Annotated in this window: 21 protein-coding genes; 15 read left to right on the plus strand and 6 right to left on the minus strand. The window is 44.1% G+C overall.

The window, feature by feature from the left end; translation table 11 throughout:
• Window positions 1-19: 19 nt before the first annotated feature.
• From AC6CHI_RS10555 to AC6CHI_RS10565, 3 genes are read right to left on the minus strand one after another with little or no spacing between them, the layout of a single operon-like run.
• Window positions 20-736 carry an SGNH/GDSL hydrolase family protein gene (locus AC6CHI_RS10555; RefSeq protein WP_498121175.1) on the minus strand — a complete coding sequence of 239 codons (717 nt, stop codon included), beginning with the start codon at window positions 734-736 and terminating at the stop codon, window positions 20-22.
• 40 nt (window positions 737-776) lie between these two features.
• Window positions 777-1184 carry a nuclear transport factor 2 family protein gene (locus AC6CHI_RS10560; RefSeq protein ID WP_498121177.1) on the minus strand — a complete coding sequence of 136 codons (408 nt, stop codon included), beginning with the start codon at window positions 1182-1184 and terminating at the stop codon, window positions 777-779.
• Window positions 1185-1232: 48 nt separating this feature from the next.
• A complete protein-coding gene (locus AC6CHI_RS10565; RefSeq protein ID WP_498121178.1) occupies window positions 1233-3260 on the minus strand; it encodes an FAD-dependent oxidoreductase in 2028 nt (675 codons plus the stop codon).
• Window positions 3261-3394: 134 nt separating this feature from the next.
• On the opposite strand from AC6CHI_RS10565, the gene AC6CHI_RS10570 reads away from it, so the two are divergent.
• Window positions 3395-3931: a PadR family transcriptional regulator gene (locus tag AC6CHI_RS10570; RefSeq protein WP_458892222.1), complete on the plus strand. Its 537-nt coding sequence runs from the start codon at window positions 3395-3397 to the stop codon at window positions 3929-3931.
• A 21-nt stretch (window positions 3932-3952) separates the two neighbouring features.
• Entirely contained in the window at window positions 3953-4861 is a 909-nt protein-coding gene (locus AC6CHI_RS10575; protein WP_498121180.1) for an alpha/beta fold hydrolase, read from the plus strand.
• A gap of 19 nt (window positions 4862-4880) precedes the next feature.
• Here the strand turns inward: AC6CHI_RS10575 and AC6CHI_RS10580 are convergent, their stop codons facing one another.
• Window positions 4881-5795, minus strand: a complete 915-nt coding sequence (locus tag AC6CHI_RS10580; protein WP_498121181.1) for a LysR substrate-binding domain-containing protein — start codon at window positions 5793-5795, stop codon at window positions 4881-4883.
• Between the two features lie 115 nt (window positions 5796-5910).
• Here AC6CHI_RS10580 and AC6CHI_RS10585 point away from each other — a divergent pair, with 115 nt between their 5' ends.
• The 13 genes from AC6CHI_RS10585 to AC6CHI_RS10645 all read left to right on the plus strand — a co-directional run bounded on the left by AC6CHI_RS10585 (window position 5911) and on the right by AC6CHI_RS10645 (window position 18819).
• Window positions 5911-7020 (plus strand): muconate/chloromuconate family cycloisomerase, encoded by a 1110-nt coding sequence (locus AC6CHI_RS10585; RefSeq protein ID WP_498121182.1) that lies wholly within the window; start codon window positions 5911-5913, stop codon window positions 7018-7020.
• Window positions 7021-7033: 13 nt separating this feature from the next.
• Window positions 7034-7324, plus strand: coding sequence for a muconolactone Delta-isomerase (catC, locus tag AC6CHI_RS10590; RefSeq protein WP_498121184.1), 291 nt, complete (start codon window positions 7034-7036; stop codon window positions 7322-7324).
• Between the two features lie 155 nt (window positions 7325-7479).
• Complete coding sequence (gene catA, locus AC6CHI_RS10595) at window positions 7480-8400, plus strand: catechol 1,2-dioxygenase (protein WP_498121185.1); 921 nt, start codon at window positions 7480-7482, stop codon at window positions 8398-8400.
• A 75-nt stretch (window positions 8401-8475) separates the two neighbouring features.
• Window positions 8476-9864 carry a benzoate 1,2-dioxygenase large subunit gene (gene benA / locus AC6CHI_RS10600; protein ID WP_498121186.1) on the plus strand — a complete coding sequence of 463 codons (1389 nt, stop codon included), beginning with the start codon at window positions 8476-8478 and terminating at the stop codon, window positions 9862-9864.
• Window positions 9861-10352, plus strand: coding sequence for a benzoate 1,2-dioxygenase small subunit (gene benB / locus AC6CHI_RS10605; protein ID WP_498121187.1), 492 nt, complete (start codon window positions 9861-9863; stop codon window positions 10350-10352). The genes benA and benB overlap by 4 nt, the downstream gene beginning before the upstream one ends.
• 94 nt (window positions 10353-10446) lie before the next feature.
• Window positions 10447-11463, plus strand: a complete 1017-nt coding sequence (gene benC / locus AC6CHI_RS10610) for a benzoate 1,2-dioxygenase electron transfer component BenC (protein WP_498121188.1) — start codon at window positions 10447-10449, stop codon at window positions 11461-11463.
• 35 nt (window positions 11464-11498) lie between these two features.
• Window positions 11499-12284 carry a benzoate diol dehydrogenase BenD gene (gene benD / locus AC6CHI_RS10615; RefSeq protein ID WP_498121190.1) on the plus strand — a complete coding sequence of 262 codons (786 nt, stop codon included), beginning with the start codon at window positions 11499-11501 and terminating at the stop codon, window positions 12282-12284.
• 55 nt (window positions 12285-12339) lie between these two features.
• The gene (benE, locus tag AC6CHI_RS10620) at window positions 12340-13560 is read left to right on the plus strand and encodes a benzoate/H(+) symporter BenE (protein ID WP_498121191.1); all 1221 of its coding nucleotides are present in this window, start codon (window positions 12340-12342) and stop codon (window positions 13558-13560) included.
• 30 nt (window positions 13561-13590) lie between these two features.
• The gene (locus tag AC6CHI_RS10625; protein WP_498121193.1) at window positions 13591-14271 is read left to right on the plus strand and encodes a 3-oxoacid CoA-transferase subunit A; all 681 of its coding nucleotides are present in this window, start codon (window positions 13591-13593) and stop codon (window positions 14269-14271) included.
• A gap of 13 nt (window positions 14272-14284) precedes the next feature.
• Entirely contained in the window at window positions 14285-14935 is a 651-nt protein-coding gene (locus AC6CHI_RS10630; RefSeq protein WP_498121195.1) for a 3-oxoacid CoA-transferase subunit B, read from the plus strand.
• Between the two features lie 454 nt (window positions 14936-15389).
• Window positions 15390-16601: a 3-oxoadipyl-CoA thiolase gene (gene pcaF, locus AC6CHI_RS10635; protein WP_498121197.1), complete on the plus strand. Its 1212-nt coding sequence runs from the start codon at window positions 15390-15392 to the stop codon at window positions 16599-16601.
• A gap of 56 nt (window positions 16602-16657) precedes the next feature.
• Window positions 16658-17446, plus strand: a complete 789-nt coding sequence (pcaD, locus tag AC6CHI_RS10640) for a 3-oxoadipate enol-lactonase (RefSeq protein WP_498121199.1) — start codon at window positions 16658-16660, stop codon at window positions 17444-17446.
• 353 nt (window positions 17447-17799) lie between these two features.
• A complete protein-coding gene (locus tag AC6CHI_RS10645) occupies window positions 17800-18819 on the plus strand; it encodes a cupin domain-containing protein (RefSeq protein ID WP_498121201.1) in 1020 nt (339 codons plus the stop codon).
• 60 nt (window positions 18820-18879) lie between these two features.
• On the opposite strand, the gene AC6CHI_RS10650 is transcribed toward AC6CHI_RS10645, so the two are convergent.
• Both AC6CHI_RS10650 and AC6CHI_RS10655 read right to left on the minus strand, forming a co-directional pair.
• Window positions 18880-19827 carry a SphA family protein gene (locus AC6CHI_RS10650; RefSeq protein WP_498121202.1) on the minus strand — a complete coding sequence of 316 codons (948 nt, stop codon included), beginning with the start codon at window positions 19825-19827 and terminating at the stop codon, window positions 18880-18882.
• A gap of 49 nt (window positions 19828-19876) precedes the next feature.
• Complete coding sequence (locus AC6CHI_RS10655; protein ID WP_498121250.1) at window positions 19877-20407, minus strand: flavin reductase family protein; 531 nt, start codon at window positions 20405-20407, stop codon at window positions 19877-19879.
• Window positions 20408-20418: the final 11 nt, after the last annotated feature.

Raw genomic sequence — 20418 nt, forward strand, 5'->3', positions numbered from 1 at the left:
ATTCATCTATGACCTCTGACTATGAGTGAAAAGATTGCCGGACCAATGCAGCAATCTGCTGCCCCCAAAGCGCATAAATTTCTTTACTGGGATGAAAACCATCACTTGCCATGGGCAAATTCAAGCCTTGAAAGGTTTGAATATCAAAGTGAAGAAACTGGTACTGCGTTTGAGGTGCCAACCATTGCTGCAACTTTTGATTCATTTGTGCAGCATATTGACCAAACAGCCATGCCAATGGATTAGGTAAAGCGCTAAAGTGCTGCATCGGGGGCACGCCAGAGACAATAATCAGTTTGGGCTGAAAGCGATTTTGAATTTCTAAAAACAGTTGCTGTTGTTGTCTTAACCATTTTTTCGCAGAAATAAGCTTGGTCACATCATTCACACCAATTGAGGTCACGACCACATCATAGGGTTGTGGTGCTAAAAGTTGCAGCGCAGAAGTCACCTGTTCAGTGGTATCACCCGTTTTTGCATGTAATTTCCAGCGCACCTGATATTCGTCTTCTAAGCAGGACAAGATTACCCCTGACAAGGCTTCTTTTTGCGACTCTACCCCGACACCGGCAGCGGCTGAATCACCTAAAATTAATAAGGATAAAGGTTGCCCCTGACCTGAAACCCCCTCTCGATCACCACGGGCTTCGGCAAGGCGCGGGGTATTGTGACGAACTTTTAAGCCCTGTATCAGCAATACAGGCAACAAAGCCACTGTCGAGAGCTTTAACCACATTGATATAACCTCAGATGATCAGGTGACTTAGGTACCTAATTTAGTTGGGTTGAAATTGTTGAATTCGTTGCCCCATTTGTGCAGCAAGAGCTTCCAATCCACTTTTCGGACGCAACATCACTTCAAAATCTATAATCTGTCCTTGCTCATTGAACTGAATCATATCTATACCTTTCAGTTTTTTATCGCCTACATTGGCAGAAAACTCTAAAACAGCAGATTGACCATCTTCAGTGATAAATTCACGGTGATAAGTAAAGTTCTCGAAGATTTGGATTACATTGCTCAAAATAAACTGGACGACTGCTTTACCCTCATAAGGATGAAAAGCCACAGGAGAACGAAAAACAACATGGTCTGCTAATAGCTCGTTTAAATGACTCATATCACGCGTTGCTAACATCTGATGCCATTGTTGTAATGCATTTTGAGTTTGTTTTAGTTGCATTGCTTTATTTTCCTAAAAGTAAAAGAGGACCCGAAGGCCCCCTCGATTTTAAATTGCTGCTGCAAGTTCAGCACCTTGACGAATTGCACGTTTCGCATCCAATTCACCGGCTTCTTTGGCACCACCAATCAAGTGTACGGCTTTACCCTCTGCTTTCAGCTGATCAAACATAGCTGTGAACGGCTCTTGTCCTGCACACACAACAACATGATCAACTTCCAAAAGCATTGGTTTTTCATTCACAATGATATGTAAACCTTGGTCATCAACTTTTTCATAACTGGCACCCGCAATCATTTGTACATCACGGTTTTTTAAACCTGTACGGTGAATCCAGCCTGTAGTTTTCCCTAAGCCTGCACCTACTGTCGTTGGTTTACGTTGCAACAAGAAGATTTCACGTTCTGAAGCTTCAACATCAGGCTGTTTTAAACCACCAACATTGCTGTAAGCGGTATCAATCCCCCATTCATCATAGAATTTTTGTGGGTTTAAGCTACCACTTTCGCCTTCGTGGCTTAAGTATTCGGAGGTATCAAAACCAATACCGCCTGCGCCAATCACCGCGACTCGCTTACCGACAGGCTTACGCTCTTTTAATACCTCGATGTAACTCAACACTTTTGGATGATCGCTACCTTCGAAGCTTAATTCTCGTGGTGTTACCCCTGTCGCCACAACAATATCATCAAAATTGGCTTGGCTCAGTTCTTCATAAGTCGCCTTATGGTTCAATTGCAACTTGATCTTCGGCTGTAACAACTCAATTTTGCGCTTGAAGTAACGTAAAGTTTCATAGAATTCTTCTTTGCCTGGTACAGTTTTGGCAATATTGAACTGACCACCAATTTGATTCGAGGCTTCAAATAGGGTGACATTGTGACCACGCTCTGCTGCATAAGTCGCAAAACTTAGACCCGCCGGTCCAGCACCAATCACTGCGATGTTTTTTGGCTGATTTACTTCTTTGAAAATTAATTCAGTTTCGTAACATGCACGTGGGTTGACCAAACAGGTGGCAATTTTCATCGAGAAAATGTGATCGAGGCAGGCTTGGTTACAACCGATACAGGTATTAATTTCATCGCTACGACCCTGTTCCGCTTTCAGCACAAACTCTGGGTCTGCTAGCATTGGACGTGCCATCGACACGATATCTGCATCACCAGAGGCCAAGACATGCTCTGCCATTTCTGGGGTATTAATACGGTTAGACGTCACCAACGGCACTTTAACGCTGCCTTTTAATTTCTTGGTCACCCAAGTAAATGCTGCTCGTGGCACCTTGGTGGCAATGGTTGGAATACGCGCTTCATGCCAGCCAATACCTGTATTAATGATGGTCGCACCAGCTTTTTCAATTTCTTTGGCTAAGTGAATCACTTCATCTAAGCTTGAACCGCCTTCGACCAAATCCAACATTGACAAACGGTAGATGATGATAAAGTTTTCACCCACGGCTTCGCGGGTACGCTTCACGATTTCAATAGGGAAACGGATACGCTTTTCATAGCTGCCACCCCACTCATCATCACGGTGGTTGGTACGTGCAGCGATAAATTCATTGATGAGGTAACCTTCAGACCCCATAATTTCCACACCATCGTAACCTGCATACTGAGCAAGTTTGGCGCAATTCGCAAAATCATCGATGGTTTGCTGGACTTCAGCCGAGCTTAATTCTTTAGGACGGCTTGGGTTAATCGGTGCCTGAATCGCAGAAGGTGCAACAATATCTTTTTGATATGAATAACGACCCGTATGCAAAATCTGTAGCGCAATTTTACCGCCCGCATCATGTACCGCTTGAGTAATGACTTTATGGTGTTCAGCTTCTTCACGCGTATCGAGCTTAGAACCACCTTGAAAAGTCAAACCATGATCATTCGGTGAAATACCGCCAGTCACAATTAGCCCCACACCGCCTTTTGCACGCTCAGCATAGAACGCTGCCATACGGTCATAACCACCTGGGGCTTCTTCTAAACCAACGTGCATAGAACCCATCAATACGCGGTTTTTAAGCGTGGTAAATCCCAAATCTAATGGGGCAAGTAAATGTGGAAAATTGGACATGAGACCTCCATGGCTTGCAATGTGCTGGCTAAATTTGCTTTTGTGCAACTTGTTGCACTAATTTATAATCTAATTTTGAAATCTATGCAACATGTTGCATAATGTCTTTCTCTTAAGTTTATTTATGCTTACATATGTCCTTAGCTCACGTCCTACTGACCAGTCTGATTGAAAAACCAAGTACAGGAATTGAACTGGCACGACGTTTTGACCGCTCTATGGGCTTTTTCTGGAATGCCACACATCAGCAAATTTATCGTGAACTGAGTGCCATGCAGCAAAAAGGCTGGATCTCGACAATTGAAGATGAAGGCGCGACCAGCCGAAAAAAGACTTATCAAGTCGAACAACTGGGTCGAACTGAACTGGCGGACTGGATGGTCAAGCAAAGTCCACCTGCACAGTTGCGTGAAGAACTGATGGTTCGCTTAAGAGCAGAAGCGCAAATGGGTGAAGCAACAGTATTGCCAGAACTCGAACGTCATTTGCTGCTACACCAAGAGAAACTCCAAATCTATCAACAAATTTATAATAAAGATTTCTCATCGTCAGAAAATGAAAATCGGACTTTATATATTCATAAAATGATTTTACAGTTAGGGATCGACCTAGAAGTTGGCTGGATTCAATGGCTTGAGGCGATGATTACAGGTCTAAAAAATTTCGATTAACAAAAGCAAGAGAACATTAATATGCCTTACTACCGCATGCCCGATCAGGAACAATTGTATGTTCGTGAATTTGGTCAGGGTAAACCTGTACTGGTCTTATCAGGTTTAGGCATGCAAAGTTGGCAATGGATGCCTTTTTTAATTCAGAACAGTCAACAATTTAAGTTCATTATTCCCGATTGGCGTGGTTTTGGTCGTTCAAAAAATTGCCGTATACCTGAAATAGATGCTATTTCGAGCCATTGGCGTGATTTAGAGGCCTTAATCCAACAATTAAAGTATTCGGAATTTGCTGTCATAGCGTTTTCTATGGGCGCAACAACTGCGATGCATGGCATGAAGTATGGCAACTTAAAACAGTATTTGAATCGCTATTTACATATTGATCAAGCCCCTAAAATAAGCGTAGATTCACACTGGCCCTATGGTTTATTAAGTCAGCAGCATCTTGCTTTTAAAAAGGTCTTGGCGGAAATTTCGTTATTTTTTTCGGCCTTACCTCCTGTGCACAGTCTAGAAGATCTTGAACCAACTTCCCGTCAAGAGTTTATTAAAATCTGGAGTAAATTCAGCTTATTACAAAATAACAATGCCTTTAGTCCGGTGCTCTGGAACACCGCGTTAAAGTACGATAAATTACAAAAACATCTATTGCCATTGCATCGACTCGACTATCTGGCATGGTATATCAATAACTATTTATACCATGATGAAGACTATCGAGATGCTATTGCGGCACTGGATTGTCCAACCACCTTTTTTATTGGTGAAAAGTCGACGCTTTATCCTTCTCTGGGACAAATAATTGTCGCCAACAGTGTCAAAAATGCCAGACAGGTCATTTTTGAACGTTCAGGACATGCTATTTTGATTAATGAACCGTTTAAATTTAAGCGAGAAATCTCCCGCTTTCTTTCAGACTATCATTAAGCATAAGACTAAAGTTGTATTAAAGCACTGCCCGATCGTATTTGATTGCTTCAAGGTCATAGACCTGATAAATACAGTCAAATAAGGAGCGGATATCTTCACTTTCATCCATACTTCGGATAGCGAGGAAGATGGGACTCACCGCAGCATCATCCAACAAAGGAATGTAATTCAGGTGCGGAAACTGAATGCTACAGGCACTTTCAGGCACAATACAAATCCCTTCGCCCGCAGCCACCAAGCCCAGTGCTAACTGAATTTCTCGTACTTCCCGCAAACTTCTTGGCTCTAAGCCATACTCAGAAAACAAGCCTCTGACTTGCGTAGAGAAATTCGGTTTGGGATGACTTGGATATAAAAACAGACTCTCTTCAACCAGATCTGCAAGGTATACCCCTTGTTTTTGTGATGCCAATGGATGGCTACTGTGTGCAGCGACCATTAACGGTTCTTCACGTAACAATACCCGACGAATGGCTGGATCTGAGATTCTTAATCGTCCAAAACCGACATCAATACGCCCTTCCTTGAGGGCTTGAATCTGATCTTTAGTGCTCATTTCAATCAGTTCAATTTTAAGCTGAGGTTGCTGCTGGCGAAACAAGTACACAATTCTTGGCAATAAACCGTACAGCAAAGAGCCAACAAAGCCCATGGTAACGGTCCGTTCGACCATGCCCACGCGCTTGGTCATTGACTTGATTTCTTCAGCATTAGACAAAAGTTTGACCGCATGCTGATAGAAAAACTGACCTGCTGGCGTGGTCTGTAAAGGTCGACTCCCTCGCTCAAATAATTGAATTCCCAGCTCTCCTTCCAGATTTTGAATCTGCCGACTAAGTGGTGGTTGAGCAATAAACAGTTTTTCCGCAGCTTTGGTAAAGCTTTGTTCCTCTACAACCGCTACAAAATAGCGTAGGTGTCTAAGTTCCATAAGACTTCATACCTTTAAAATATAAAAAAATGCAAAAATGATCTTCGACAGGATTAATTCATTCTTTTAAGGTATACCACATGAATTAGACAAATCAAGATAGCGAAGCCGAAAGATGTATAAATCGATTGAAACGTTGCTTGTAGAAATACCAACTGTCCGCCCACACAAAATGGCGGTAGCAACAATGCAAACTCAAACGCTAGTCCTGATCAAAGTCACCACCGAAGATGGCTTTGTGGGCTGGGGCGAAGCAACCACGATTGGCGGCTTAGGCTATGGCGAAGAAAGTCCCGAGAGTATCAAAACCAATATCGAAACTTATTTTGCCCCATTACTGAAATCTTTATCCGGTTTGAATGTGGCGCAAACCATACAAACATTGAAACGAAATATCAATGGCAATCGCTTTGCGAAAAACGCCATTCAGACCGCCTTATTTGATATTCAAGCACAACGTTTAGGCTTACCAATCAGTGAAGTGCTTGGAGGTCGTTTAAGGCATAGCGTCCCTGTGCTATGGGTCTTGGCCTCTGGTGATACTGACAAAGATATTGCTGAAGCACAGCAAATGATTGCTTGCAAACGACACAATACCTTCAAGTTAAAGATTGGTTCACGTCGTGTTGAAGAAGATGTGGCACATGTTTTAGCGATTAAACAAGCACTGGGTTCAGACATTTCCATTCGAGTAGATGTGAATCGTGCTTGGTCCGAACTTGAAGCCATTAAAGGCATTCAACGCCTACAAGATGGCGGTATCGATTTAATTGAACAGCCATGTGCAATTGACAACATTGATGCCATGCAGCGTCTTACCCGCCGTTTTGATATTGCCATTATGGCAGATGAATCATTGATGGGTCCTGACAGTGCTTATCGACTTGCAAAACGCAATGGTGCTTCGGTTTTTGCTGTGAAAATCGCGCAATCAGGTGGTTTGGTCGAAGCCAGCGAAGTTGGGAAAATTGCCAAATTGGCAGGAATTGATCTGTATGGTGGCACCATGCTTGAAGGGCCGATTGGCACGATGGCATCGGCACAAGTCTTTTCCACTTTTCACAATCTAGCCTATGGCACCGAACTGTTTGGTCCACTATTACTCACCGAAGAAATTTTAAAGACACCCCTGCAATATCAAAATTTTGAGCTGATGTTACCAACCACAGCTGGACTGGGTATTGAGCTTGATGAAGACAAAATTGACAACTTACGTCGTCAATAATGAGGAGAAACCCATGCTTTTCCACGTACGTATGGATGTAAACATTCCATTGGACATGCCAGCTGAAACGGTCAACGACATTAAAGCTGTAGAAAAAGCTTATTCACAGGAATTACAGCGTCAAGGCAAGTGGCGTCATATTTGGCGTATTACTGGCCAGTATTCCAACATCAGTATTTTTGATGTAGAGAGCAATGAAGAACTTCACAACATTTTACAAGGCCTTCCTCTCTACCCTTACATGAATATTGAAGTGATGGCATTAAATCGTCACCCCTCATCTATTCGTGAAGATGACAGCTGATACAACACAGGCACTGGAATCAGTCATTTTTCCAGCAACCTAAAAGATATAGATATTTAACACACCGAGTAAACAAGGAACGTGGCAGCCAATTATCTCTTATTAAAGTTTAGAGATATTCGCCACCAAAGCGCATACATCCAAGGAGTAACGAAATGGATCGTCAAACCATTGAAAATATTGTTAAAGCTTGTAACGTTGACACATCTGAAGGTCCAGTCAATGCACGTGTACAACAAGTACTTGTGCGTTTAGTTACAGATTTATTCCAAGCGATTGAAGACTTAGATTTAAGCCAATCAGAAGTTTGGAAAGGTATTGAAACGATTATTGATATTGCAAAAGCAGACGAATTTGCATTGATGGGCTCTGCTGTCGGTCTTGAGCACTTCCTAGACTTACGTGCTGACGAAGCTGATGCGAAAGCAGGCTTAACAGGTGGTACACCGCGTACCATTGAAGGCCCACTGTATGTGGCGGGTGCGCCTGAATCGACTGGTTTTGCCCGTATGGACGATGGTTCAGAAGAAGGCAAAATCCCGACTTTAATCATTGAAGGTACGGTTACAGATACTGAAGGCAATATCATTCCTAATGCCAAAGTTGAAGTATGGCATGCAAACAGCCACGGTAACTATTCATTCTTTGATAAGTCACAAAGCCACTTTAATCTTCGTCGCTCAATCTTTACTGACGAAAATGGCCAATATGTTGCACAAACAACGATGCCTGTAGGGTATGGCTTAAACCCAGAAGGTCCACTGCAAGGTGTATTAAACCAAATCTCGCGTCACGGTCAGCGTCCAGCACACGTACACTATTTCATCTCTGCACCTGGCTACCGTAAGCTCACGACTCAATTCAACATCGAAGGTGACAAATACCTTTGGGATGACTTCGCATTCGGTACACGTGAAGGTCTGGTTGCAGAAGCGATAGACGTAACAGATGAAGCTGAGATCGCTCGTCGTGGATTGAAAGCGCCTTTCAAATACATCCAGTTCAACATTGCTCTTCAGCATGATAAAGAAGGTGCGCCTTCTACTGAAGTTGAGCGTCGTCGCGCAAGCGCATAATTTAAATGGAATCGGGATGTGATGATTGAAATTCATCCCGATGACTTCCCCTCCTTGGAAAGTCGGAGAAAGGACATGCCTCGTATTCCTGTAATTAATACCAGCCACTTAGACCGCATTGACGAATTACTGGTTGATGATTTTGAATCTGGTGAATTTAAACTACACCGTTCAGTCTTTACAGACCAAGCTCTGTTTGACCTAGAAATGAAATACATTTTTGAAGGCAACTGGGTTTATTTGGCACATGAAAGCCAAATTCCAAACAACAACGACTACTACACCACTTACATTGGTCGCCAGCCAATTATCATTGCGCGTAACCGCAATGGCGAATTGAATGCCATGATCAATGCATGTTCACATCGTGGTGCACAGTTATGTCGTTACAAACGTGGTAACAAAGCAACTTATACTTGCCCATTCCACGGTTGGACTTTTAACAACTCGGGTAAGTTATTAAAAGTGAAAGACCCTGCCGATGCGGGTTATTCAGATTGCTTTAACAAAGACGGTTCGCATGACTTGAAAAAAGTTGCCCGCTTTGAAAGCTATAAAGGTTTCTTATTTGGCAGCTTAAACCCAGATGTTCCATCTTTAGAAGAATACCTCGGTGAAGCCACCAAAATTATTGACATGATTGTGGGTCAATCACAACAAGGTCTTGAAGTTTTACGCGGTTCTTCGACTTACACCTATGAAGGTAACTGGAAGTTAACGGCTGAAAACGGTGCCGATGGTTACCACGTATCTGCCGTGCACTGGAACTATGCTGCTACCACTCAGCAACGTAAAGAAAAAGAAGCGGGTGACAATATTCGTGCCATGAGCGCAGGCTCATGGGGTAAACAAGGCGGTGGTTCTTACGGCTTTGAAAATGGTCACATGCTACTTTGGACGCAATGGGCGAACCCTGAAGACCGTCCTAACTTTGCCAAGAAAGATGAATACACCGAGCAATACGGTGAAGCAATGGCGAAATGGATGATCGAACGTTCACGTAACTTGTGTATCTATCCAAACGTGTACTTCATGGATCAGTTCGGTTCACAAATTCGTGTATTGCGTCCGCTTTCTGTCAATAAGACTGAAGTGACGATTTACTGTATTGCCCCTGTTGGTGAAGAGCCAGAAGCACGCGCACGCCGTATTCGTCAATACGAAGACTTCTTTAACGCATCAGGTATGGCGACGCCAGACGATCTTGAAGAATTCCGTGCATGCCAAGCGGGTTACGCAGGTATCGCGCTTGAGTGGAACGATATGTGCCGTGGTTCTAAGCATTGGATTCAAGGTCCCGATGCTGCTGCCAACGAAATTGGCTTAAAACCAAAACTATCTGGCATTAAAACTGAAGATGAAGGCTTATACCTTGCTCAGCACCAGCACTGGTTAGAACTGATTAAACAAGGCATCGCAACTGAAAAAGAAATTGCGGCAGCAACTGAAGGAGAAAACGCATGAGCGCGATTACTTTAGAAAATATTGCTCAATTCCTTTATCAAGAAGCGCGCTTTTTAGATGATGAGCAATGGGATGAGTGGTTACAGTGCTATGCACCTACTGCGTCTTTCTGGATGCCAGCATGGGATGACGATGACCGTTTAACCCAAGACCCACAGTCTGAAATCTCGTTGATTTACTACCCAGACCGCCAAGGTTTAGAAGACCGTGTGTTCCGTATTAAAACTGAGCGTTCCTCTGCAACCATGCCAGACACACGTACGAGCCATAACATCAACAACATCGAAATTGTTGAACGTGATGGCGATAAAGTGACTGTACGTTTTAACTGGAATACCTTGAGTTTCCGTTACAAAACTAACTACAGCTACTTTGGGATGTCACGCTATGAAATCGATTTTTCGGGTGACAAACCGCAAATTTTAAGCAAGTACGTGGTGCTGAAAAACGATTACATCAACCAAGTAATTGATATTTATCACCTCTAAGACTGTATTCATTTACAGCAAGGTAAACCCTTTCAGCCAGATGGAATCTTGGCTGGAAGGTCAAGTTTCAAAGATTTATATAGGATATTCAGCCATGTCAAACCACAATATTGCACTTCAATTTGAAGATGGCGTTACACGTTTTATTTCTGTTACCGATGGTGAAACACTGTCAGACGCAGCTTACCGTCAAAAGATCAATATTCCTTTGGACTGCCGTGACGGTGCATGCGGAACGTGCCGCGCGTTTTGTGAATCAGGTTCGTATGACATGCCTGAAGAAACTTATATTGAAGATGCACTGACCCCTGAAGAAGCTGCACAAGGCTACATTCTGGCCTGTCAATGTAAACCAACTTCAGACGCCGTATTCCAAATTCAAGCAACCTCGGATGTATGTAAAACTGAAATTCATGCCTTTGAAGGTACTTTGGCACGTGTCGAAAACTTATCAGACTCGACCATTACTTTTGATATTCAGTTAGATGAAGGTCAACCCGACATTCACTTCTTGGCAGGTCAATATGTGAATGTGGGTCTTCCTGGTACAACAGAAACCCGTTCTTATTCATTTAGCTCTAAGCCAGGCAACCGCTTAACAGGTTTTGTAGTCCGTAACGTACCAAACGGCAAAATGAGTGAATTCTTAAGCCAAAATGCAAAAGCAGGCGACAAAATGACCTTTACCGGCCCATTTGGTAGCTTCTATTTACGTAATGTCGTACGTCCTGTGCTGATGTTGGCGGGTGGTACAGGCATTGCTCCTTTCATGTCGATGTTGCAAGTACTCGAAGAAAAAGGGTCAGAACAGCCCGTCCGTTTAGTCTTTGGCGTAACCAATGATTTTGACTTGGTCGCGATTGAAAAATTAAACGAACTTCAAGACAAATTCTCTTGGTTCGAGTACCGCACTGTAGTGGCCAATCCAGAGTCAGCACATGCGCGTAAAGGTTATGTCACAGGTCATATCGAGAATGAATGGCTCAATGCTGGCGATGTCGATATCTATTTATGTGGCCCTGTCCCTATGGTTGAAGCGGTTCGCGGCTGGTTAGATGCAGAAGGTGTTAAACCGGCAAACTTCCTATTTGAAAAATTCTCTGCCAACTAAGTTTGTTAGGCATCCCCTAGAAGTCGGAGAACAAAATGAACCGTTCAAAAAGATTTGAAAACAAAGTGGTCATCGTCACTGGTGCCGCCCAAGGCATCGGTCGGGGTGTTGCGGTACAAGTGGCGAGCGAAGGTGCCCAAGTGGTTATGGCTGATCTTTCGCCTTATGTAGAAGAAGTGTTGGCTGAAATTGAAGAGCTTGGTGGCGATGCCGTAGCGGTAAAAGCCAACCTTGAAACATTTGCAGGCGCAGAATCTGTGGTTGCCAAAGCACTAGATACCTACGGGCGTGTTGATGTACTGATTAACAACGTGGGTGGTGCAATCTGGATGAAACCATTCCAAGAGTTTTCTGAAGAAGAAATTATCAAGGAAGTGAATCGTTCCTTGTTCCCAACCCTATGGTGTTGCCGTGCTGTGTTGCCTGAAATGATTAAAAATCAGCAAGGGACAATTGTAAACGTCTCATCTATTGCAACACGTGGCATTAACCGTGTGCCTTATTCAGCCTCAAAAGGTGGCGTGAATAGCCTAACCGCTTCCCTTGCCTTTGAACATGCTAAAGATGGTATTCGTGTGAATGCTGTCGCGACTGGCGGTACAGAAGCGCCACCACGCAAGGTGCCACGTAATGCAAACCCACTGTCTGAGTCCGAAAAAGAGTGGATGCAGCAAGTGGTCGATCAAACCATTGACCGTACTTTCTTGGGTCGCTACGGCAGCATTCAAGAGCAAGTGAATGCCATCTTATTCCTTGCCTCAGATGAATCTTCTTATATGACAGGTACAGTCGTACCTGTAGGTGGTGGTGATCAGGGTTAACCTGATCATTTGATTTTTGCGGGATCATTGGACACATCAGCATGGAGGCAATGCAATGGTACACCTGTTAGAGCGCTTAAAACGTGATTGGTCAATTTCAGCCAGTGTGGCAGGATTTTTAGCGGTGCTGATTTCATATTCAGGACCACTGATTATTTTCTTTCAGGCAGCACAGCAAGCCCAAGTGTCTACCGATATGATGGTTTCCTGGATTTGGGGGATCTCCATTGGTGCGGCACTGGCAGGCATCTTGCTCTCCATTAAATTCAAAGTTCCTGTCATCACAGCTTGGTCTGCACCAGGTACAGCCCTGCTTGTAACGCTATTCCCGAATATTTCACTGAATGAAGCGGTGGCTGCCTATATCACCACTGCGGTTGCTATTTTTGTGATTGGTGCTTCAGGTTATTTTGACAAGTTGTTGGCTTGGATTCCTCAAGATATTGCAGCAGCGATGATGGCGGGTATTCTATTGCAATTTGGGCTAGGGCTTTTCTTAGCCACCGATAGCATGCCTGTGATCGTGTTTGGCATGCTCGTGGCCTTTCTGTTTGCAAAACGCTTCAGTCCTCGTTATGCCATGGTCTGGGTCTTGTGTGCGGGCGTCGCGCTCAGCCTGTTCTTGGGCAAAATGAATCCTGTCAGCATGCAGTTCTCACTGGCGATTCCACATTTCATTCAACCCGAATGGACGTGGAATTCCACTTTAAATCTGGCACTCCCGCTCATTTTGGTCAGTCTAACAGGTCAGTTTTTACCTGGTATGGCCATTATGAAACTCAGTGGTTATGACACCCCTGCCAAGCCCATCATTATGACCACCAGCATAGCGTCCTTAGCTGTGGCCTGTGTGGGCGGTATTACCATTGTTCTGGCTTCCATTACCGCTGCTTTGTGTATGGGTAAGGATGCGCACGAGCTAAAAGAAAAACGCTATATCGCAGGGATTGCCAACGGCATTTTCTACATTCTAGGTGGGCTTTTTGCGGGCAGTATCGTGATGCTGTTTAGCTTACTCCCTAAAGAGCTGGTGGCGGCCTTAGCAGGTTTGGCACTCCTTGGCGCGATTGCGACCAACATGAGTGCTGCCATGAAAAATGAAGCCCACCGTGATGCTGCCTTAATTACTTTTCTGGCCACAGCATCAGGCATGCATTTTCTAGGGCTGAGTTCGGTCTTTTGGGGCATCTGTATTGGTTTATTGGCACATGTAATTTTAACCAAACGTTCCACAGAACCAGCCCCGCTTTCATCCACCCAATCAAGTAAAAGTTAATCTGACCTACATTATGGTCTAGGAAATATTATGATTGACAAAAGTAATGCATCTCTGACTGAGGTGCTCTCCCAAATCACCGATGGTTCAACCATCATGATCGGTGGTTTTGGCACAGCAGGCCAACCCGCAGAACTCATTGACGGGCTGATCAAGCTTGGACGTAAAGACCTGACCATTGTCAGCAATAACGCCGGCAATGGCGACTATGGCTTAGCCAAGTTGTTGAAAGCCGGTGCCGTGAAAAAAGTCATCTGTTCATTCCCACGTCAGTCCGACTCTTGGGTCTTCGATGAACTCTATCGTGCAGGCAAAATCGAATTAGAACTGGTGCCTCAAGGTAACCTCGCATGCCGTATTCAAGCCGCAGGCATGGGACTCGGCGCAGTCTTCACCCCAACTGGCTTTGGCACCTTATTGGCCGAAGGCAAAGAAACCCGTCATATCGACGGTAAAGATTATGTGCTGGAATATCCAATCAAAGCCGACTTTGCTTTGATTAAAGCGCAGCAAGGCGACCGCTGGGGTAATCTGGTCTATCGTAAATCGGCACGTAACTTTGGCCCGATCATGGCCATGGCAGCAAACGTGACCATTGCACAAGTCTCGGAAGTGGTGGAACTCGGTGCTTTAGACCCTGAACACATCATCACCCCAGGTATCTTCGTTCAACATGTGGTGCAGGTGCAACCTGAACCTGTTGCTGTGTAATCAGGAGACTTTCATGAGCTATCAAAAACTCAGCCGTAACCAGATTGCGGAACGTGTGGCACAAGATATTCCCGATGGGGCTTATGTCAATTTAGGCATTGGCTTACCGACCAAGATTGCCAGTTACTTACCGAATGACAAAGAGATTTTCCTGCATTCTGAAAATGGTTTATTGGCCTTTGGCCCACCGCCAGCGGCAGGTAAAGAAGATCCTGAGCTGATCAATGCTGGTAAAGAATATGTGACCATGCTGCAAGGTGGAGCTTTTTTCCACCATGGTGATTCCTTTGCCATGATGCGTGGTGGGCATTTGGATATTGCGGTTCTTGGCGCCTTTCAAGTCGCGGCCAATGGTGATTTAGCCAACTGGCATACCGGTGCACCGGATGCGATTCCTTCTGTCGGCGGTGCGATGGATTTGGCGGTAGGTGCTAAAAAAGTGTTTATCACCACTGATCATGTCACCAAAAACGGTGAACCGAAGATTGTGGCTGAACTGACGTACCCTGCAACAGGACAAAAGTGTGTTGACCGTATTTATACCGACCTATGCGTGATTGATGTCACGCCTGAAGGCTTAAAAGTGCTGGAGAAAGTCGACGGTTTAAGCTTTGCAGAATTACAGGCCATGACCGGTGCTCCGTTGGTGGATGCGACACATTAACTGATTAGTTTGAAAATTTAATTGTTTGAATAAGGTCATTGCCTCAAATACTGGTTCAAGCAAAAACGTTCCGTGTAGGCGATACCCTTACTTTTCAGAGATGAAAAGTAACAAAAATCTTTGTTGGGCTGATGGTATATCCATATACCACAGTCCAACGGGCGGCATCCATGCCGCCATCGAGAAATACTGAATGGAACGCTTTGAATACGGTTCTTGCTTATTAAGATTTGGATTTTCCCCGTAATTCACTATCGTGACAGGCGACATGGATGTCGCTAAGTTGAACAGGGAGGCAAGGAAGCCGCCTCTGTTCAACAAAGGTTTTTGGTTACTTTTTTAAAAAAGTGACAAGAACGAGCTACCGGCATTTAACTGAACACGGTAAGACTCCGTCGTGACTAGATACAGTTTATCTATCAGCAGAGTTCCGTTTCAAAGGACAAGATTAAACATGAAAGACGCATATATCATTGATGCCATCCGTACCCCATTTGGTCGTTATGCCGGTGGACTCGCTCCAGTCCGTGCTGATGACTTGGGTGCATTGCCAATTCAAGCCTTGATGCAACGTAACCCGACTGTGGATTGGTCACAGGTGGATGACGTGATCTATGGCTGTGCCAACCAAGCGGGTGAAGATAACCGTAATGTAGGGCGTATGTCGGCACTATTGGCAGGCTTACCGGTGGAAGCGCCTGCGACCACCATCAACCGTTTATGTGGTTCATCTCTGGATGCGATTGCCATTGCGGCACGTGCGATTAAAGCCGAAGAAGCTCATCTGATTATTGCCGGTGGCGTGGAAAGCATGTCACGTGCACCCTTTGTGATGGGCAAATCAGAAAGTGCTTATGGGCGTAGCCAAAAGATTGAAGACACCACCATGGGCTGGCGTTTTATCAATCCAAAGCTCAAAGCCATGTATGGCGTAGAGACCATGCCACAAACTGCAGAAAATGTGGCACAACAATTTAAGATTGATCGTGCAGATCAAGACCAGTTTGCCTTGACGAGTCAACAGCGCACAGCAACCGCGCAAGCTCAAGGCTTTTTTAAACATGAGATCATCCCGGTGAGCATTGCTCAGCGTAAGGGTGATCCAATTGTGGTGGACACGGATGAACATCCGCGAGCATCGACCACACTCGAAGGTTTGGCCAAACTGAAGCCAGTCGTCACAGCAGAAGGCACCGTCACAGCGGGAAACGCGTCAGGCATCAATGACGGTGCGGCTGCTGTACTGATTGCTTCAGCACAGGCAGTTGAACAATATCAGCTTAAACCCCGTGCCAAGATTATTGCCTCTACGGCTGTGGGGGTTGAGCCGCGCATTATGGGCTTTGCTCCGGCACCTGCGATCAAGAAATTGCTGAAACAAGCCAATCTGACTTTAGAGCAGATGGATGTGATTGAACTGAATGAAGCGTTTGCCGCACAGGCATTGGCGGTGACCCGTGATTTGGGTTTAGCCGACGATACCACGCAAGTGAATCCAAATGGGGGTGCCATTGCGATTGGTCATCCACTCGGTGCTTCAGGCGCACGTTTAGTCACTACAGCACTGAACCAATTGGAACAAACCGGTGGCACCTATGCACTGTGTTCAATGTGTATTGGCGTGGGTCAAGGCATTGCGCTGATTATTCAGCGGGTTGCAGACTGATTTGGATCGCTAATTTAGAGAACTTAGCTCAAAAAAATGAATGAAGGAATCACAATATGCCGATTTTAACCACGCCTGAAGTACAACTGCATTATCAAACCTTTGGCGATGCCAGTCATCCTGCACTGGTGTTTTCTAATTCTTTAGGCACCAACTATGGCATGTGGCAGCAGCAGTTTAATGCTTTAAAAGAGCAGTTTTTTGTGGTGTGTTATGACACCCGTGGTCATGGTGCATCCTCAACTCCGCAAGGGCCTTATAGCCTGCAACAGTTGGGGGAAGATGTGATTCAGCTGCTGGATCATCTCAATATTCAGCAAGCGGCTTTCTGTGGCATTTCAATGGGTGGCTTAACCGGTCAGTGGTTGGCGATTCATTATCCTGAACGGTTTAGCCATGTGATTGTCTGTAATACTGCCGCCAAAATTGGTCAGGAACAGGCTTGGCTAGATCGTGCAACACTGGTCAAAACTCAAGGTTTACAACCGATCGCGGACAGTGCAGCCTCGCGATGGTTTACAGCTCCCTTTATCCAAAGTCATACTGCGGTGGTGTCCAATCTTCAAAACGACTTGGCAGCTGGCAGTGCCGAAGGTTATGCAAACTGTTGTGCGGCTTTGGCTAAAGCGGATGTTCGGGAACAATTAAAGACAATTACGGTACCTGTATTGATTGTTGCGGGTCAGCAAGATCCTGTAACGACGGTGGCGGATGCGCAGTTTATGCAAGCCCAGATTCCGCAGAGTCAGCTGGTCGAGATTGATGCTTCGCATATTTCTAATGTGGAACAGCCGAGTGCGTTTAATCAGCACATCCTGCATTTCTTGCAAATGAATGCAGAATAGTTCCAAAAGATAAGTACAATCCAAGTGATCATTAAATTGACCCGATCACTTGGATTTGCTATAAATTTGTACGGATCTTAAGGAATAAGATCTAGATAAAAAAACAAGTTCGTAGAATGGAGTCTTCAAGCATAGGCTTATCATCAAACACTGAAAATAAGGACGTTGATTCTTTCACTGAATATTTGTTGAAAGCCGTATTTTTTGGCAATTCTGGTCTATATCTTGCATTTATCTTTATATATTTTGCGCACAACCGAATCTAAGTGCAGTATTGACACCATTTCGAAATTATTCCGAGCAGAATTTTTAAAGGTGCAATACCAGCAGGAGTTAGCCAAAGGAATAGCGATATGTATCAAGCCAACTCTTCTGAATTAAATGGGCGACATTTTCAAAAAGAATCTATTTTTTCTCCTCATAATTTACTGTTTAACCATCAAGATATCGATGAAACTTGTAAAAATGTGGGACAAATCTTTAAGCCGCATGTCTTGAAAATTTCCACTCCACAGAAAAATTTTAGTGCAGCCATGCACCATGTTAGAACAGGTGCTCTGTCTATTAGCCGTCTAGTGTATGGCGCAGATGTGATTATAGAACCCGATCATTTAGACAAGTTTTATTTAATTCAAATTCCAACCCATGGCTATGCTGAAATTGAATTTGGACGTCAAAAATTTATGTCCTATTCGCAAGTTGCATCAATCATCTCACCACAACAATCTTTACGGATGCGTTGGCATGCCAACTCGCCGCAACTGATTTTAAAAATTTCTAAAGAAGATTTTCTGCATCACTGCCGCCAGCATATTCCTGACAGTAATAGCACCTCACTCATTTTCGATCCAAAACTCGATTTTGCTACACAAAATGGCAGCTATTTTTTGCAATTACTCCGTACTTTAATGGATGCTCTAGCCTGTGATAAACACCCACTCCATCACCCATTGGCGTTTAAGCAGTTTGAATCGAATCTATTAAATGCGCTGATTTATGGGCAACCCAATAATGCGCTAAATAAGATTGATTCACACAAGGATAAAACCATTTCCCCACACTTTATTAAACGGACTGAAGCTTATATTCAACAACATTTACATGAACCCTTAACCGTTGAAACGCTGGCGGAACAAGCGGGCGTGAGTGTGCGTACCTTATTTACGGGCTTTAAAAACTATTTGGGTACAACCCCAATGGCCTATCTCAGAGAATTACGTTTTGAACAGGCTCATTTAGAGTTAGTACAAAATGAACATTTAACCGTTACGGACGTGGCATTTAAATGGGGCTTTACCCATTTAGGTCGATTTTCTCAAGAATATAAACGACGTTTTGGCACTTTGCCGTCATCTACACGTCGTTGCAGTTAATAGAATTAAAAATAAAGACATCGCCCTTTATCCTTCAGAGAATAAAGGGCAATTTTTGACTTAGAAATGATGAATATATCGAACTTGCATCCGCGTTCCCTCAGGACGGTTTTCTGCATCTTGTTCGAAATAAGCATTGGCAACGACATGATTATTGGGTGAAAAACTATACATAGCACCCGGACCAATAGCCCAGACTTTTTCTTTACGTCCTTTCAATTTATCACCATCTACTTTAGTATCGGTGATCTGCTTTAACCAATAACCATTGAGTCCTAAGCGTAATTGAGGCGTAAACGCATACTCTGTGGCAAAATTGGCATGTAATGCTTGACCCGCTTGAATCTCATCTGCATTCGCAAAAGCATAGCTTGGATCATCATTTTTAAAATTATACAGATAATGAATGCGGGTTGAAGCCGTCCAATTTGGATTAAACCAATAGGTTGCCGCCCAATATGGATTGAACGAAACGGCATGATTACCAGGATTAATATCTTTTTGTGAACTGTAATCGCCTGTTGGCAGGTTTACTTGAAACTCAATCCGATGTACAAATTTTGGACCTGACTCTCCCATAATCGGATCAAACTGGACAAAAGGACCAATCATGAGGTCACCAAAACCAGCTTGAGACTTGATTGCCATATTGTTTAATCCATCATCCATATCCATTTTGCTAACAAATGGAATCAGAAAGTTAATGCCTAAACTGGCATGTTCACCCCACCGTAAATTGGACAAATAACTGACCTGTTCCACAATCACCTGATAGTTCAGGTCTGTTTTGGGCAAGCCTAATTTTTTCCCCTGCGCATCTACCAACTCATCACTTTCATAATTTTGGAAATAAGTTTGCGCATACCAGCCCGGACCAGCTGGCAAGCCCCCATCTAAAAAACTGGTCATGCCTAAATTGACTGTGGGTAAATCATAGGCATGGGCCATTAAAGAGAGGCATCCCATACTACTTAGTAAAACCGTTCTTTTTATTACACAGTACTTCATTATTCTTTCCTAAATAAAAAGTCACGATGCAACCATCGTGACTCAAGCTTTAATTGCTTAGCTCTGGATGAGCAGCAGCGACTCGGTATTTGCCCGCATGGAAAACTAATGGCTCTCCTTGGCGTTGTTGATATTGCTCGATCTGACCAATAAAAATCAGATGATCTCCCCCTTCATATTGGGTCACATTTCGACAGACTAAGGTGGCCAAAACATCTTCAAGAATCGGAACCCCAACATCGCTATCACGATGGGCAATACCTGCAAATTTATCCACCGAGGCTTTAGCAAAATGCCCTGAAAGTAAGTGGTGCTCTTGAGCCAACATATGAATGGCAAAGTGTTCAGCTTCTACAAAGTCTGAGAGACTTGGGGCAGTCTTAGATAAGCTCCATAAAATTAACGGAGGGTCCAGTGACAAGGAAGAAAAGGAATTGGCTGTCATGCCCACTTTTCGTCCCTGCTTACTGCGGGTCGTAATGACTGTAACCCCTGTTGCAAACTGCCCGAGTAAATTCCGTATTTCTCTTGGTTTTTCTACGTTTACTGGCTGTAGTGCCATCTCTTCAATGTGATCAATCATGAGTAAGA

The organism is Acinetobacter sp. GQ146 (assembly GCF_059758585.1).